Origin of the sequence: Shewanella sp. Isolate7 (assembly GCF_022398425.1) — a bacterium.
Classification (GTDB): domain Bacteria; phylum Pseudomonadota; class Gammaproteobacteria; order Enterobacterales; family Shewanellaceae; genus Shewanella.
Map to the genome: position 1 here is coordinate 1 of NZ_JAKEVJ010000120.1, position 13,996 is coordinate 13,996.

Sequence of the window (13,996 nt, forward strand, 5' to 3'; positions counted from 1 at the left end):
AGTCGACGAGGAAACTGCTGGGACAACAGCCCGATGGAGCGCTTCTTTAGAAGCTTAAAAACAGAATGGATACCGATGACCGGCTATCGGGATATCGGTGAGGCTAAGAGTGAAATTTCGCGATATGTGACGGGGTATTACAGTCAGCTGAGACCACATCAATATAACGGTGGGCTGACACCCAATGAGTCAGAGCGAAGATACTGGCATGAATACAAAACCGTGGCCAATTTTAGTTGACCACTACAGGTCGATGCAACGATTATTCAAGCACCCAGCTCCACTAAAAATAAAAAGAATGAACGTGACCCGGACATGCATCAGACTAAAAAAGGCAATGAATGGCACTTCGGTATGAAAGCTCACATTGGCGTGGATGCAAAGAGTGGCCTCACCCATACGTTGGTGACCACCGCCGCCAATGAACATGACCTGAACCAGTTGAAAAATCTGTTGCATGGCGACGAGGAATTCATCTCTGGCGATGCTGGTTATCAAGGCGCAGAAAAACGCAAAGAGCTGAAAGATACTAATGTGGAATGGCTGATAGCAGAGCGTCCCGGCAAAGTTCGGGCGCTGAAGAAGCATCCCCGCAAGAATAAAACCGCCATCAACATCGAGTATTTAAAAGCCAGCATTCGGGCGAAGGTAGAACACCCGTTTCGGATCATCAAATGTCAGTTCGGCTTTATCAAAGCACGCTATAAAGGGCTGACGAAAAATGACTCACAGTTAGCCATGCTATTCAGGTAGAACACCCGTTTCGGATCATCAAATGTCAGTTCGGCTTTATCAAAGCACGCTATAAAGGGCTGACGAAAAATGACTCACAGTTAGCCATGCTATTCACCTTGGCGAACCTGTATAAAGTAGACCAGATGTTACGACGACAGCCAAGATCTGTCTGAAATCCGGGAATAGCGCGGAATTAGGTCGAAATTCGGCGTAAAACGGCAGTATATTGGCCAAAATTGAACAGTTAGCGTTCAAAAATCAGGCGATACCTAAATTGCAGGACTTGTTCGCAGTTTCCCTAATAGGGTTTGTTTATTTGTCAGGGCGTAAGACTTTATTATTGCTAAATTATTAAACGCTCGTTTATTTTTACGTATTCTATATAAGAAGGAATTAATATCAAGGGGCGACGACTTAGGGTTTATATCCTTTTGGGCAGGAATCCCAAAGGATATTGTGGCTAGGTGGGGGAAAGTGAACAGCGATGGGGGGTGATTTTTACGCCCCATCTTTGCGGTGAGATTAGTCCACCGAGGTGAGCTTGAGTTGCCAGTCGGGTAGCTTTTCCTCGAGATCAGGCCTGATGCGTTCAAAGTCTCCACGGATGACGATAACAGGTACTTGGCCAAAGTGTTGCTTTGCCATGGCTTGTAGCGATTCGGGTGTCATCTGTTGCCAGCGCAAGAGTCGATCGGATAGCGAGTCGGCGTTGGCTTGGCGCGCAATGGCCTGACTGTAGTCCTCGATACGTTGGCCGGGATCATCCCGACGCAGGGCGAGTCGACTGAACTGAGAGGTCTTCAGTGCGGCGAGCTCGGCCGCCGAGGGCGGAGCATCGGCGGCCAGCGCCAGGTGATCTAAGATGCCACGAATGAAGGCGCCCGTATGCTGCTGTTGGGTGGCACCAAAGTATTTGAGGATCCTTGCCATAGGATTGTTGAAACAGCGGCCATAGATACCATAGGTGAGGCCCCTTTGCTCCCTGAGATCGAAGTAGAGACGCCCCGAGAAGCTACGGCCGAGCCAGCGACTGAGGGCCTCACAGGCAAACGCCGAGTCGGCCTGGTCATCTTGTGTGAGTGGCAGGTGATAGCCGATCCGTACCTGAGTCTGCACCGTACCGGGGGCGTCGATCACAAACAGCTGCTTGCCGTAGGGGCTAAAAGTATCGACGAAGCTGGCCTCATCCGCTTGCTGCTGGCCCAGTTGGCTCAGGCTGGTGGTAAGCTTCTGCCTTAAGCTGTCATCTATGTCGGGACCTCCCTCCAGCAGCAGGTGCCAGTGGCTCTGGGCCTTGGTCTGCCTGAGCAGGGCGAGCAGCTGAGGCTCATCCAGGCTCTGTTGCAGCGCCCTGTTATTCAAGGCCTTATTGTAGGGATGTGCGCTACCTAAGATCTTGTCGACCCAGACCTGTTCTACCTCGCTGCCGTTAAAGGCCCTGATATGTTTATCCAGGGCGAGCTGGCGCCTGAGTTTGGCCAGATCAAGCTCGCCATAGGCCTCAGGTGACCAACTCTGCACCAGGATGTCCACCGCCTGCACTAGCTCAGATGCCGGGCATTTGAGGCTGAGCCTTAGCCCATGGATGCTGGGGTGTATGCTCAGGCTTTCGAGACAGGGCATGTCGTGGTGATTGGCCAGCTTGACGCTATGCTGCTGCAGCGCCGTATGCAGTATATCGAGGTTTTCATAGGGCGCATCCGGGCTGACGGCCAGCAGGTGTATGCCGGACAACTGCGAGGGCATGCCGGGAAGTCTATGCAGGCTCACCTTGTTTGACAGCGAGATAACCTCGGGGCGCGCCAAAGGAGTAAACTCGCTTCTTGCCAGCGCTGGGGCATTGGTCGGTGCGTCGAAACTCGGCACCTTAGGGGCTTCTACCTGTGTAAAGCTTAGCCGGGTCTGCTGGCAGCCACCGCTTAAGAGTGTGCAGGCGAGGATCAGGAGTACGCTCATCTGTCTCATAGTACCTTCTCCTCCAATGAGTCGGACATGCCGTCGGGGAGCCACTCTAATATCGCCTTACCCCATCGTATGTACCAGGGTGGAAGCAGATCCAGGCGAACGAAACCCGGGCTGAGATATTGCTGGGTGACCCGCTTGATATCCTCCTGAGTCACGGCCGAAATTCGCTCCCAGGGGGCGGTAAGGGGATTGAGCTTATCCCTCTGTTGGCTGGCGCTGAGCAGGTTAGCCAGGCTGACGTCGTTGTCGAGTTTGCTCAGCTGGGCCAGCAGCCAGCGACGCTTGAGCCGTTCAAGTTCAGTCGATGTGACCCCCTGAGTAGCGAGCCGGTCGACCATCTCTGTGATGCGCTGGCTGAGTTCGTCGAGGGAGACCTTGGCTCTGGGGACTAGAACCAGGTTCATGACGCCGAGATGTTGCATCGACAGGGGAACGGAGTAGTGCAGCAGGGTTTCTGGCGCCTTGAGATGCAGTTTCTCCAGCATGCTGGTGCGGTTTTGCAGCAGGTAATCCTCGACCAGTGTCATCGCCGCCGCGTCGGGATCTAAGGTGCCGACCGTGTGCCAGGCCAGCAAGAGTCCCGGCCAGGGGCCGCGGCTATCGACTATCTCGCCTCGCACCGGCTGTCGCTCGACGGCCAGGGGGGAGAAGTGCGCCAGCGGACGACTGGGTTTCTGCCAGCTCCCGAAGTACTGCTCCACCCAGCTCAAGGTTTGTGACGGCAGGTCGCCGACGATAGCCAGCTGCATGGCATCTGGGCGGTAGAAGTCATGGTGGAAACGGCTCAGGCTGGCGGGTGTGGCCGCCGATACATCGTCAACTGAGCCGATCACCGCGTGGCCATAGGGGCTGTCCTTTACCTGGTTGAGCAGAAAGGTCATGGCCGGGCGAATATAGGGCTGGTTGTCTATGGTGGTAGCCATCTCTTCGAGCACGGTTTGTTGCTGATTGCGCACCGCCTCTTCGCTGAGTCTGGGGCGGATGAAGCGATCCGATTCGAGCCAGAGTGCCAGCGCTAACGCCTGGCTGGGAAGATTGACATAGTAGTTGGTGGCATCGAAGAAGGTACTGGCGTTGAAGTAGCCGCTATGGGCGCTCATGGTCTGGCCATAGCTGTCGCCGGGGGCATTCTCGCTGCCCTTAAACAGCATGTGTTCGAACAGATGGGCGTAACCCGATTCGCCTTCGCTCTCGTTGCGCGAGCCTACCGCAAATTGGCTGGAGATGGCGACACTCTGCTTATTGGGTAGCGGCAACAGATAGAGGCTCAGGCCGTTATCGAGCTCATGCCGGCTAAGCTTTTGCTCCAATTGATAGAGAGGCGCCGCCAGTGTCTCCAGGCTTGGCTCACTGGCGATGGCGTTAAAGCCTAGTAGGCTCAGCAGAGCAACGAGCAGGGAATAGCGGCGTGTCTGGCTTGGCATCTTATTGTATTTTCTGAAATTGACTTACTTTAACCCTATCCGTTTTGCCAGACGGTGTAAATTCCCCGAATCGACCTCGAGCTCTCTGGCGGTTGCGGCCCAGTTGTTATCGTGCTGGGTGAGGGATTGGCGTATGTAGTCGGCCTGAAAGGCTTCGGTCGCCTGCTTGAGGCTGCCACTAAATTGTGGCGCAACGGTTTTGCCACTGCTCTGGACGCTGCGCGGCGCCGAGTTGGCGAACTCGAAATGCTCGGGATTGATAAGGCCGTTACTGCCGGACGACTGAGCCCTTGCAAGAATGGCCGCACGGTAGATGCTGTGTTCCAGTTCCCTGACGTTGCCTGGCCATTGGTAGCCCTCGAGCATCGCCAGACTGGCTGGGCTGAGCCTTAAGGTCTGCAGTCCTAGTTGCTGACGGCAGCGCTCGACGAAGAAGCCGCTCAGTAGGGTGATGTCCTGCTCCCTTTCTCGCAGCGGCGGGGCGACTAAGGGAAAGACGCTGAGTCTGTGGTAGAGGTCGGCACGAAAGCGTCCGGCTAACACCTCGTTTTTGAGGTTTTTATTGGTGGCGGCAATGATCCGCACGTCTACCTTGAGGCTGCGATCGTCACCGACGCGTTGCAGATCTCCATACTGTAATACCCTGAGCAGCTTGGCCTGCAATGTCAGTGGCAGTTCGCCTATCTCATCGAGAAACAGCGAGCCCTTGTCAGCCATCTCGAACTTACCGCTGCGGTTGCTGACGGCGCCGGTAAAGGCCCCTTTGACGTGGCCAAACAGCTCACTCTCGGCCACAGATTCTGGCAGGGCGGCGCAGTTGAGGTAGACCAAGGGCTGGGCGGCGCGCATGGACCCCTGATGGATCTCATGGGCGATCAACTCTTTACCCGTGCCCGTCTCGCCCATGATGAGCACGTTGAGATCCGTCGGTGCCACCACGGCGATCTCCTGCTTAAGGTTGTTCATCACCTGGGACTGACCAATGATCTCCTTGGTGCCTTCCTTATTCTGGGTCGTGCCGTCGTCCTTGTCCCACTGGGCCTGCAGCGCCTGTTTCTCCAGCTTGTCGATCAGCAGGGCGTTGTTGAGGGAGGCCGAGGCGATGGCGCTGATCCCTCTGAGCTGCTCATTGGTGAAGGACTTAAATTGATCGGGATCGAAGCCATCTATGGTCACGGCGCCGATCAGGCTGCCGTCGGCCAGCAGCGGCAGGCCGATACAGGCGTGTACCGTGAGGTTATCGCCCTGATTGGGAATAAGGCCGTCGTAGGGATCGGGTAGATCGCTGTCGGCGGGAAAGCGCACCACGTCACCGGCACGGGCGATCGCCTCCAATCTGGGGTGCTCGTGGAGGACGAAACGGCGCCCAAGTACATCGGGACTCAGGCCGTTGATGGCTAATGGGGTGAACTGCTGACCCTTAAATTCCAGCAGCGCCGCGGCGTCGCACTGCATACTTTCCCTGATGGTGTCGAGCAGGCGCGAGAACCTGTCATGATTGGACAATCCCGAGGTGATATCTAACGCCATCCGCGTCAGTTGGGTTTGACTTAGTGCCATGGGGTCTCCGAAATGTAGCACCTATGCCAGGCTGTATCCTTCTCTACTGGCATGCTGCGGTGGTTTTAGATCTTATACCAATCGTAATAAATAATTGATCATTCTAGGGAAGGTGCGAATAAGTCCCGTGCTTGCTCTGCGTGTGCTTAAAGTGGATAGATGCAAGGCACAGTTTGCAGCGAATGGCCCTAGTCCTTCGCAAGAACTGTAACGCAGCAAATACCGCTGTAAGCCTCGCCCTGCGGGGCTTTGATAGCAACACCATTTCGGCGTTATTCAACTTCAGCAGGCCTCGGCATGCCCTCAGTTGAATGCCTTGAACTGTCGCTGCTATCAAAGCCAGAGCTGTGCGGCACAGTTTGCAGCGAATGGCCCTAGTCCTTCGCAAGAACTGTAACGCAGCAAATACCGCTGTAAGCCTCGCCCTGCGGGGCTTTGATAGCAACACCATTTCGGCGTTATTCAACTTCAGCAGGCCTCGGCATGCCCTCAGTTGAATGCCTTGAACTGTCGCTGCTATCAAAGCCAGAGCTGTGCGACGACTTGTTCGCACCTTCCCTAGCTTGTTAAAACGCTCGATAACTGTATTAGTATTTTTAATTGTAGAATAACTACTTATCTAAAATTCTGCTTTGTTCTCAGCCGTTTTTCCTGCGCTATTTCTGATCACATGTTTACTGTGATTGGTATTAGTATATGTCAATTTAACACTAATGTTTATTGTCATTTTTACACTTGCTTTGAGGGTAAAAAGGGGTCGCTATGACCCCTTTGTCGAGTGATGTCAGGCCTTATGCGTTAGCCGACAGTGTTGAATCGGCAACGGGTTGAGTACCCTTGGCACCGATGGCCTTCTTGATGATGTCGAACAGGAAGGCACCAAGGAATAGACCACCTGCACCGAAGATGACGTCACCTGGGACACGCATCCATACCAGTGTCTCAACCAATGGGCTGTGGATCACTTCTGGTGAACGGGCGAACCAGTAGCCATTTTCGATGACGGCGAAGAACTGAGTCAGACCGACTGGTAGCAGTGACATGAAGACCATGGCCGCCAGACCTATGTTCAGGCTCCAGAAGGCACCCTTAAGCAGCTTGTCGTTCCATTGGATCTGACCGGTGAGACCGCGCAGACAGAAGAGCATCAGACCAACACCCAGCATACCGTATACACCCATGAAGGCAGCGTGGCCGTGGGTCGCAGTAGTGTTAAGACCCTGGATGAAGTATAGCGAGATTGGTGGGTTGATCAGGAAGCCCAGTACGCCGGCACCCACTAAGTTCCAGAAGGCTGTTGCGACGAAGAACATGATGGCCCACTTGTAGCGAATCATCCAAGGGCTGGCGTTACGCATACGGTAGCTCTCGATAGCTTCGAAGCCGATCAGTGCTAGCGGTACCACTTCCAGTGCTGAGAAGATGGCGCCCCAGGCGATCACACCCGTAGGTGTACCAGTGAAGTAGAGGTGGTGCAGGGTACCGATAAGGCCACCGGTGAGGAAGATAACAGTGGCGAACAGTACGGCGCCGTTGGCGCTACGAGCACGGATTAGGCCAAGACGTACCAGCATCAGGGCGATAACAGAGGTCGCGAAGGTCTCGAAGAAGCCTTCTACCCATAGGTGAACTACCCACCAGCGCCAGTATTCGGCGATAGCCAGGTTGGTGTGCTTGCCCATGAAGAGGCCGGCACCATAGAAGAGGCCAATGGCGACACAAGAGGCGTACAGTACCCAGATCACAGGGCGCATCTCACCTTGTACTTTAAGGGCTGGGCGGATGGCGGCGGTGACCAGGGTTAGCCAGATTAATAGACCAGCGAGTAGCAGTACCTGCCAGACGCGGCCGAGATCGATATATTCGTATCCTTGATGACCGAAGAGGAAGTTAGTGTCCAGGTCGAAGTACTGTTGTACACCAATCCATTCACCGGCCATTGAGCCCAGTACTACGACTACTAGGGCAACCCAGAGGACGTTGACGCCAAGGCGTTGGAACTTAGGCTCGTAACCCGATAGTGCAGGTGCGATATAGAGGCCTGTGCCAAGCCAGGCGGTGGCGATCCAGAATACTGCTAGCTGGGTGTGCCAGGTACGTGTCACTGAGTAAGGCAGGATCTCGGATAACGGAATACCGTAGAAGTTCTGGCCTTCTACCGCGTAGTGAGCCGTGATGCCCCCTAGGAGGACCTGTAGCAGGAAGAGACCGACCGCAGTAACGAAGTATTTACCCACGGCTTTCTGTGAGGCCGTTGGCTTCTTGAGGAACAGGGGATCTTCTTTGGCGGGTGTTGGCAGCTCTTCATGCTTGCCAGCCGCGTGGTGCCAAACCAGGGCACCGACACCTGCGATCAGGGTAACGATACTCAGGATAGACCAGACGATGTTGTCAGAGGTTGGCGTGTTACCCAGCTGAGGGTCGAATGGCCAGTTGTTTGTGTAGGTGTACTCTTGACCTTCACGTTCGGTGATGGCGGCCCAGGCACCCCAGAATAGGAAGGCGTTTAACTGCTGGCGACGCTCTAGGTCGGGTACAGTGCCTTCTTTCATCGCGTATTGTTCACGCAGAGTAGCAAGCTTAGGATCGTCACCAAAGAGAGACAGATAGTGATCCGAAACCTCTTCAATCGCCTTGACGCGGGTGTCAGACAGGCTGATGTGAATCTCACCATTGGCCGAGGTGGTCAGGCTGTTGTGGCGAAGATCGTCACGCAGAGACTGCTCGAGCCCGGCTTTCTTGATAGAGTCCAGTTCGTTAAAGCTTCTGCCATATTGCGCCTTGGCGGTGATATCTAACCAGGCCTGAGCCTCACGGTGTAGCCAGTCTGCGGTCCAGTCCGGGGCAACGTAGGAGCCGTGACCCCAGATTGAGCCCAGCTGGTGTCCGCCCATAGAGCGCCAAACCAGTTGGCCGCGTTCGATATCATTTTGAGTGAACAGGGGCTGACCCTGAACATCGGTAAAGGCAGTGGGAATCGGAGGTTTTTCGCGATAGATGTCACTGCCTATGCTTAGCAGGACAGAGAATGAAGCGATAAGTACTATCAAGAGTGCTATCGCCGTTAGCCGTTGTTTGTTCATAGAGCCTCTCAGCGCAATATATTGTAGGTGTGGAGTACCCTGTAATAGCATCTAGTGTGCCAATTTTTTAAGTTGTTGATTATTACCGATTAACCTTATATTGGTGTCTTATTAAGTTGTCATTATGACACTTGCGTCAGGGTGTAAAAATGACACCATATGTCAAAATGACAGTGTGTGTTTTGTCTGTGTCGATTTGATACTTGTTGGCTCGGTGAGGTGATGCTTGGTGACAAAAAAGCCAGCCTCAATGGCTGGCTTTATCTGGCGTTTCCCGTTAGGGATAGGGGCTGAGCCTTTAGCGGTAATGTCTAAGTCTTCAGTGTTAATGCCTGAGCCTTTAGCTGTAAGGCGACAGTCTACAGGCCTCTAGCGATAGAGCGACGGGTCATCCTTATTGGGGCGCGTCTTGAAGCGTCTATGCAGCCACATATACTGCGCCGGGCTGCGGCCGATAATGGACTCTACTATGCGGTTGCCTCGCTTGGCATCTTCGAGCTCGTTCTCCCCAGGGAAATCCTCCAGCGGTGGCTGGATCTCTATGGTGTATCCCTTGTCATCCTGATTACGCACCACCACGAAGGGCAATACCTTGGCCTTGCCTAGCTTGGCCAGGGTGGTGGCACCCGTGATGGTTGCGGCTTCCTGTACGGCGAAGAAGGGGATAAAGACGGCGCTTGAACGGCCAAAATCCTGGTCCGCGGTATACCAGATCACATCTGGATTGCGCAGGCTGCGCACCATCTGCCTGAGATCCCGTTTAGGCACCAGTCCCTTGTTGGAGCGCAGGCGCCCCTTGACCTGGAGGTATTCCATCAGCGGATTGTTGTGGGGACGGTAGACGCCTATACCCGGCTGAAATTGACCAAAGATGCGTGCGCCCATCTCCAGTGGCAGGCAGTGCACCGCAAAGAGGATAACCCCCTGACCCGCCGCCAGTGTCTGTTCCACATTTTCCTGGCCTTTAATCGTCATATGGCGCTGAATGCGTTCATCGCTCCACCACCAGGCGTTGGCGATGTCGAAGATAGCCTTGCCTGTCTCTTCGAAGTTTCGGGTCAACAAGGCCTGTTGCTCGGCCGGGCTCATCTCGGGAAAGCAGAGTTCGATGTTGCGTTTGGCAGTGTTGACGCGGCTGCCGGCGATCGCCATGGCTAAGCGGCCTATGCCTCGGCCCAGTTTCATCTGGGCCCTGAGCGGCAGCAGCTGGGTCAGGCGCATCAAGCCGACGCCTAACCAGATGATCCAGTATTTGGGATGGAAAAATTGAGCGGAGAATTGAGCGTTTTCGACCACGGTTGACCCTATGGGGTTTACAAAAATTACTGCTTATTCTAACTCAATTTGTTGGGAAAATTAGGTATAATCAGGGATTAATTTTCGCAAAAAGATAAGTGCCATATGAAGATTTCTCTGCCAGCTTTCGAAAAAGCAAACGTTCTGGTCGTCGGTGATGTGATGTTAGACAGATACTGGAGCGGCCCAACGGGGCGTATTTCGCCCGAGGCGCCTGTGCCTGTGGTAAGAGTGAATCAAATAGAAGACAGACCCGGCGGGGCGGCAAACGTTGCCCTGAACATCGCCGCCTTGGGCGGTCAGGTGAGCCTGGCGGGCATAGTGGGTGAGGATGAAACCGCCGCCGCCCTGACCCAAGGGGTTGAGGCCATGGGCGTTGCGCCTAAGTGGCACAGAGTGGCTCACCTGCCAACCATTACTAAGTTACGCGTCTTGTCCCGCAACCAGCAGTTGATTCGCCTCGACTTCGAGGAGGCCTATCCGGCCGAGCAGAGTCAGGCCTTGCTGGAAAGTGCCGAGAAAGAACTGGATAAGGTGGCCGTGGTGGTCTTGTCAGATTACGCCAAGGGGGCGATAGCTACGCCTCAGGCCTTTATTGCCAAGGCTAAGGCCAAAGGGGTCAAGGTGCTGGTGGATCCTAAGGGCAGTGATTTTTCCCGTTATCGCGGTGCCAGCCTGCTTACCCCTAACATGAGTGAGTTTGAGCAGGTGGTCGGTGCCGTGGCCGATGAGGCGGATCTGGTGGCCAAGGCCAAGCAGCTGATGCGCGATTTCGATTTCGAGGCATTATTGGTGACCCGCTCCGAGAAGGGGATGACGCTGATCACCCAAGATGGCCCTGAGCTGCACATTCCAACCGTTGCCCGTGAGGTCTATGACGTTACCGGCGCCGGTGACACTGTGATCTCGGCATTGGCGACTTCGCTGGCGGTAGGTTGCGACTTGCCTGTGGCCTGCGCCCTGGCCAACACGGCGGCGGGTATCGTGGTTGGTAAACTGGGTACCTCTACCGTGAGTCGCATCGAACTTATCGCGGCGCTTAATCTGAGCCATGGCGAGAGCGGCTATGGGGTGGTGAGTGAAGATCAGCTGGCCTATGCCCTGGAGCAGGCCAAGCTGAAGGGCGAGCGCGTGGTGATGACCAATGGCTGTTTCGACATCCTGCACGCCGGCCATGTGAGCTACCTGCAGCAGGCGAGAGCATTGGGTGACAGGCTTATCGTGGCGGTCAACGATGACGAATCGGTGAAGCGCCTCAAGGGTGACGGCCGTCCTGTCAACAAGTTGGAACGTCGTATGGCGGTACTGGCGGGTCTTGCCTCGGTAGACTGGGTGGTGCCCTTCAGCGAAGATACGCCACAGCGTATCATCTCCAGACTGCTACCCACCAAGCTGGTGAAGGGGGGTGACTACAAGGTAGAAGAGATCGCCGGTGGCAAAGAGGTGATCGCCGCCGGTGGCAGCGTCGAGGTGCTAGGCTTCGAAGATGGCGTCTCTACTACGGCCATCATCGAAAATATCATGGCCAAGCAGTGATCGCAGGGACGTTACTGATCGCCAGTGCCTGGTTCTGGGCGCCCATGCCCCAAGGTCAGGCCCTGGTATGTCAAACGTCTCACATTCATGAGTGTCTGGCCCAGTTACCCCCTGAGGCCAGGGCGCAATTACCCCTCAATTCTCAAACGCTGGTGAGTCAGATGGGCCGCCGCGGTGCCATGGTCAGGCCCCTGGGCGATCCAGGTATTACCAATTTAAGTGTTACTGGCCTGGTGTTGCTGGCCGAGGCGCGCATTCCCAAGTCTTATTCGGCGCTGTGGAACGGCCAGGTCTATGCCCTGCCGATAGCGCAGGCCAAGCAGATGACCCTGGCTCACGAGCTGGGGCACCTGGAGGTGAGCCGTTCGCGCTCCACTTACTTGCAAGCCGATAAGCTAACGCCTTACCAACACGAGTGGCTGGCAGATTTTTACCTGCTCTGGTCGCTTGCTAAGGCGGGCCGGCCGGAAACCTTGGCCTGGCAGCAGTATCACAGACGTAACCTGGAGGTGTTTGAGAACGTGAAGGCGATCTCTCACTGGTCGACGCCCATGCTCTCTCAGCTGCTCACTCGATATAGCTGGCAGGCGTTAGGGGAATTTGAGGATTTCGATAGTCTCATCGACGCCATCTATCCCGATCTGGTGCAATACGATCAGGAGACCCTAGATGAGTTTGCCAGCCTGCTCCATAGAGTGTTCGGCGCTGCGACCCAGGCTAAGCTGCCCCATTACATGTTCTGGCGCAGACCCGAGATGGGCGTCATCATCCGGCCAACCCTGAAGCACTTGATGGGGGAACAGGCCGCCGATCGCTGGTTGACCGAACAGGCGATGCAGGGGGAGTAATACCAATCGTAATAAATAATTGATCATGCTAGCTTGTTAAAACGCTCGATAACTGTATTAATATTTTTAATTGTAGAATAACTACTTATCTAAAAATCCTGCTTTGTTCTCAAGCGTTTTTCCTGCGCTATTTCTGATCACATATTTACTGTGATTGGTATAACCGGAACGGTTGGGAAAATAAAAAAGGAGCCAGAGGCTCCTTTTTTAACTTATTGCTTTCGAGGTGGACGGCGTTCGCGCAGGATGATATCTGGATTAAAGTCGATATCACCATTGTCGTCTATGGTCGCGAGTTGATCTTCCTGCTTGGCGATAGCCGTACTTGTCGTAGGCGTTTGTCTGACAAAGAGTAGCTGATAACCAAGTTTCGCTAAGGTGTAGAAGGCGAATCGCTGCGCCGTCGTTAACCTGTCCCAATGTTCGTTAGTGTGAGCCTGAGAAACGCGCCTATCCTCGAAAGAGAGCAGTCCATTATTTAGCACTTGAGTTTGCATTTTCAAAGCCTCTTTAGGAAACGCTAACATTGTTACATGATGATTATATAATCAGATGTTAAGTCAATATGCAAGCGATTCACCCGGCCAAAGCGTGGCCTCTCACGCTAAGTATAGCCGAAATGTTTGGATAACTTTTCACCAAAAAGCAAGGTCGAGAAGATAAAAAATAAACTGCAAATTTATCAAGAAGATTTATCTAAGGAAGGTGCGAATAAGTCCCGAGCTTGCTCTGCGTGTGCTTAAAGTGGATAGATGCTAGGCACAGTTTGCAGCGAATGGCCCTAGTCCTTCGCAAGAACTGTAACGCAGCAAATACCGCTGTAAGCCTCGCCCTGCGGGGCTTTGATAGCAACACCATTTCGGCGTTATTCAACTTCAGCAGGCCTCGGCATGCCCTCAGTTGAATGCCTTGAACTGTCGCTGCTATCAAAGCCAGAGCTGTGCGAGTCCCGAGCTTGCTCTGCGTGTGCTTAAAGTGGATAGATGCTAGGCACAGTTTGCAGCGAATGGCCCTAGTCCTTCGCAAGAACTGTAACGCAGCAAATACCGCTGTAAGCCTCGCCCTGCGGGGCTTTGATAGCAACACCATTTCGGCGTTATTCAACTTCAGCAGGCCTCGGCATGCCCTCAGTTGAATGCCTTGAACTGTCGCTGCTATCAAAGCCAGAGCTGTGCGACGACTTGTTCGCACCTTCCCTAAATTCATTTTTCGTTAGGGCCTGTTTATCTTTCGCGTTCATTTTTGCAGCATTCTGTATCGATTTTATACAAGGCAGAGCGATTGTAATGTAGTGCACTACTGTAGTGGTCAACTAAAATTGGCCACGGTTTTGTATTCAAGCCAGTATCTTCGCTCTGACTCATTGGGTGTCAGCCCACCGTTATATTGATGTGGTCTCAGCTGACTGTAATACCCCGTCACATATCGTGAAATTTCACTCTTAGCCTCACCGATATCCCGATAGCCGGTCATCGGTATCCATTCTGTTTTTAAGCTTCTAAAGAAGCGCTCCATCGGGCTGTTGTCCCAGCAGTTTCCTCGTCGACTC

10 protein-coding genes and 1 pseudogene are annotated in these 13,996 nt (G+C 54.1%); 4 read left to right on the plus strand and 7 right to left on the minus strand.

The window, feature by feature from the left end:
• Both L1D47_RS19650 and L1D47_RS19655 read left to right on the plus strand, forming a co-directional pair.
• The coding region (locus L1D47_RS19650) for an integrase core domain-containing protein (protein WP_239886169.1) at positions 1-240 on the plus strand (240 nt) is incomplete at its 5' end.
• Between the two features lie 9 nt (positions 241-249).
• Positions 250-908: pseudogene (locus tag L1D47_RS19655) on the plus strand (IS5 family transposase); the annotation flags it as partial.
• A gap of 349 nt (positions 909-1,257) precedes the next feature.
• Here the strand turns inward: L1D47_RS19655 and L1D47_RS19660 are convergent.
• From L1D47_RS19660 to L1D47_RS19680, 5 genes are all read right to left on the minus strand, one after another.
• The gene (locus tag L1D47_RS19660; protein ID WP_239886487.1) at positions 1,258-2,700 is read right to left on the minus strand and encodes an insulinase family protein; all 1,443 of its coding nucleotides are present in this window, start codon (positions 2,698-2,700) and stop codon (positions 1,258-1,260) included.
• Positions 2,697-4,124 carry a pitrilysin family protein gene (locus tag L1D47_RS19665; RefSeq protein ID WP_239886488.1) on the minus strand — a complete coding sequence of 476 codons (1,428 nt, stop codon included), beginning with the start codon at positions 4,122-4,124 and terminating at the stop codon, positions 2,697-2,699. Before L1D47_RS19665 ends, L1D47_RS19660 begins: the two co-directional genes overlap by 4 nt.
• Positions 4,125-4,148: 24 nt before the next feature.
• The gene (norR, locus tag L1D47_RS19670) at positions 4,149-5,684 is read right to left on the minus strand and encodes a nitric oxide reductase transcriptional regulator NorR (protein ID WP_041508446.1); all 1,536 of its coding nucleotides are present in this window, start codon (positions 5,682-5,684) and stop codon (positions 4,149-4,151) included.
• Positions 5,685-6,475: 791 nt separating this feature from the next.
• Positions 6,476-8,767, minus strand: a complete 2,292-nt coding sequence (locus L1D47_RS19675; RefSeq protein ID WP_239886489.1) for a nitric-oxide reductase large subunit — start codon at positions 8,765-8,767, stop codon at positions 6,476-6,478.
• Positions 8,768-9,136: 369 nt separating this feature from the next.
• A complete protein-coding gene (locus L1D47_RS19680; RefSeq protein WP_239886490.1) occupies positions 9,137-10,063 on the minus strand; it encodes an LpxL/LpxP family Kdo(2)-lipid IV(A) lauroyl/palmitoleoyl acyltransferase in 927 nt (308 codons plus the stop codon).
• Positions 10,064-10,168: 105 nt separating this feature from the next.
• Here L1D47_RS19680 and hldE point away from each other — a divergent pair, with 105 nt between their 5' ends.
• Both hldE and L1D47_RS19690 read left to right on the plus strand, forming a co-directional pair.
• Positions 10,169-11,599: a bifunctional D-glycero-beta-D-manno-heptose-7-phosphate kinase/D-glycero-beta-D-manno-heptose 1-phosphate adenylyltransferase HldE gene (gene hldE, locus L1D47_RS19685; RefSeq protein WP_239886491.1), complete on the plus strand. Its 1,431-nt coding sequence runs from the start codon at positions 10,169-10,171 to the stop codon at positions 11,597-11,599.
• Entirely contained in the window at positions 11,596-12,447 is an 852-nt protein-coding gene (locus L1D47_RS19690) for a hypothetical protein (RefSeq protein ID WP_239886492.1), read from the plus strand. Before hldE ends, L1D47_RS19690 begins: the two co-directional genes overlap by 4 nt.
• 212 nt (positions 12,448-12,659) lie before the next feature.
• On the opposite strand, the gene L1D47_RS19695 is transcribed toward L1D47_RS19690, so the two are convergent.
• Both L1D47_RS19695 and L1D47_RS19700 read right to left on the minus strand, forming a co-directional pair.
• Positions 12,660-12,944, minus strand: coding sequence for a hypothetical protein (locus tag L1D47_RS19695; RefSeq protein WP_239886493.1), 285 nt, complete (start codon positions 12,942-12,944; stop codon positions 12,660-12,662).
• Between the two features lie 811 nt (positions 12,945-13,755).
• Positions 13,756-13,996: integrase core domain-containing protein (locus L1D47_RS19700; RefSeq protein WP_239882331.1), on the minus strand; the 241-nt coding region annotated here is incomplete at its 5' end.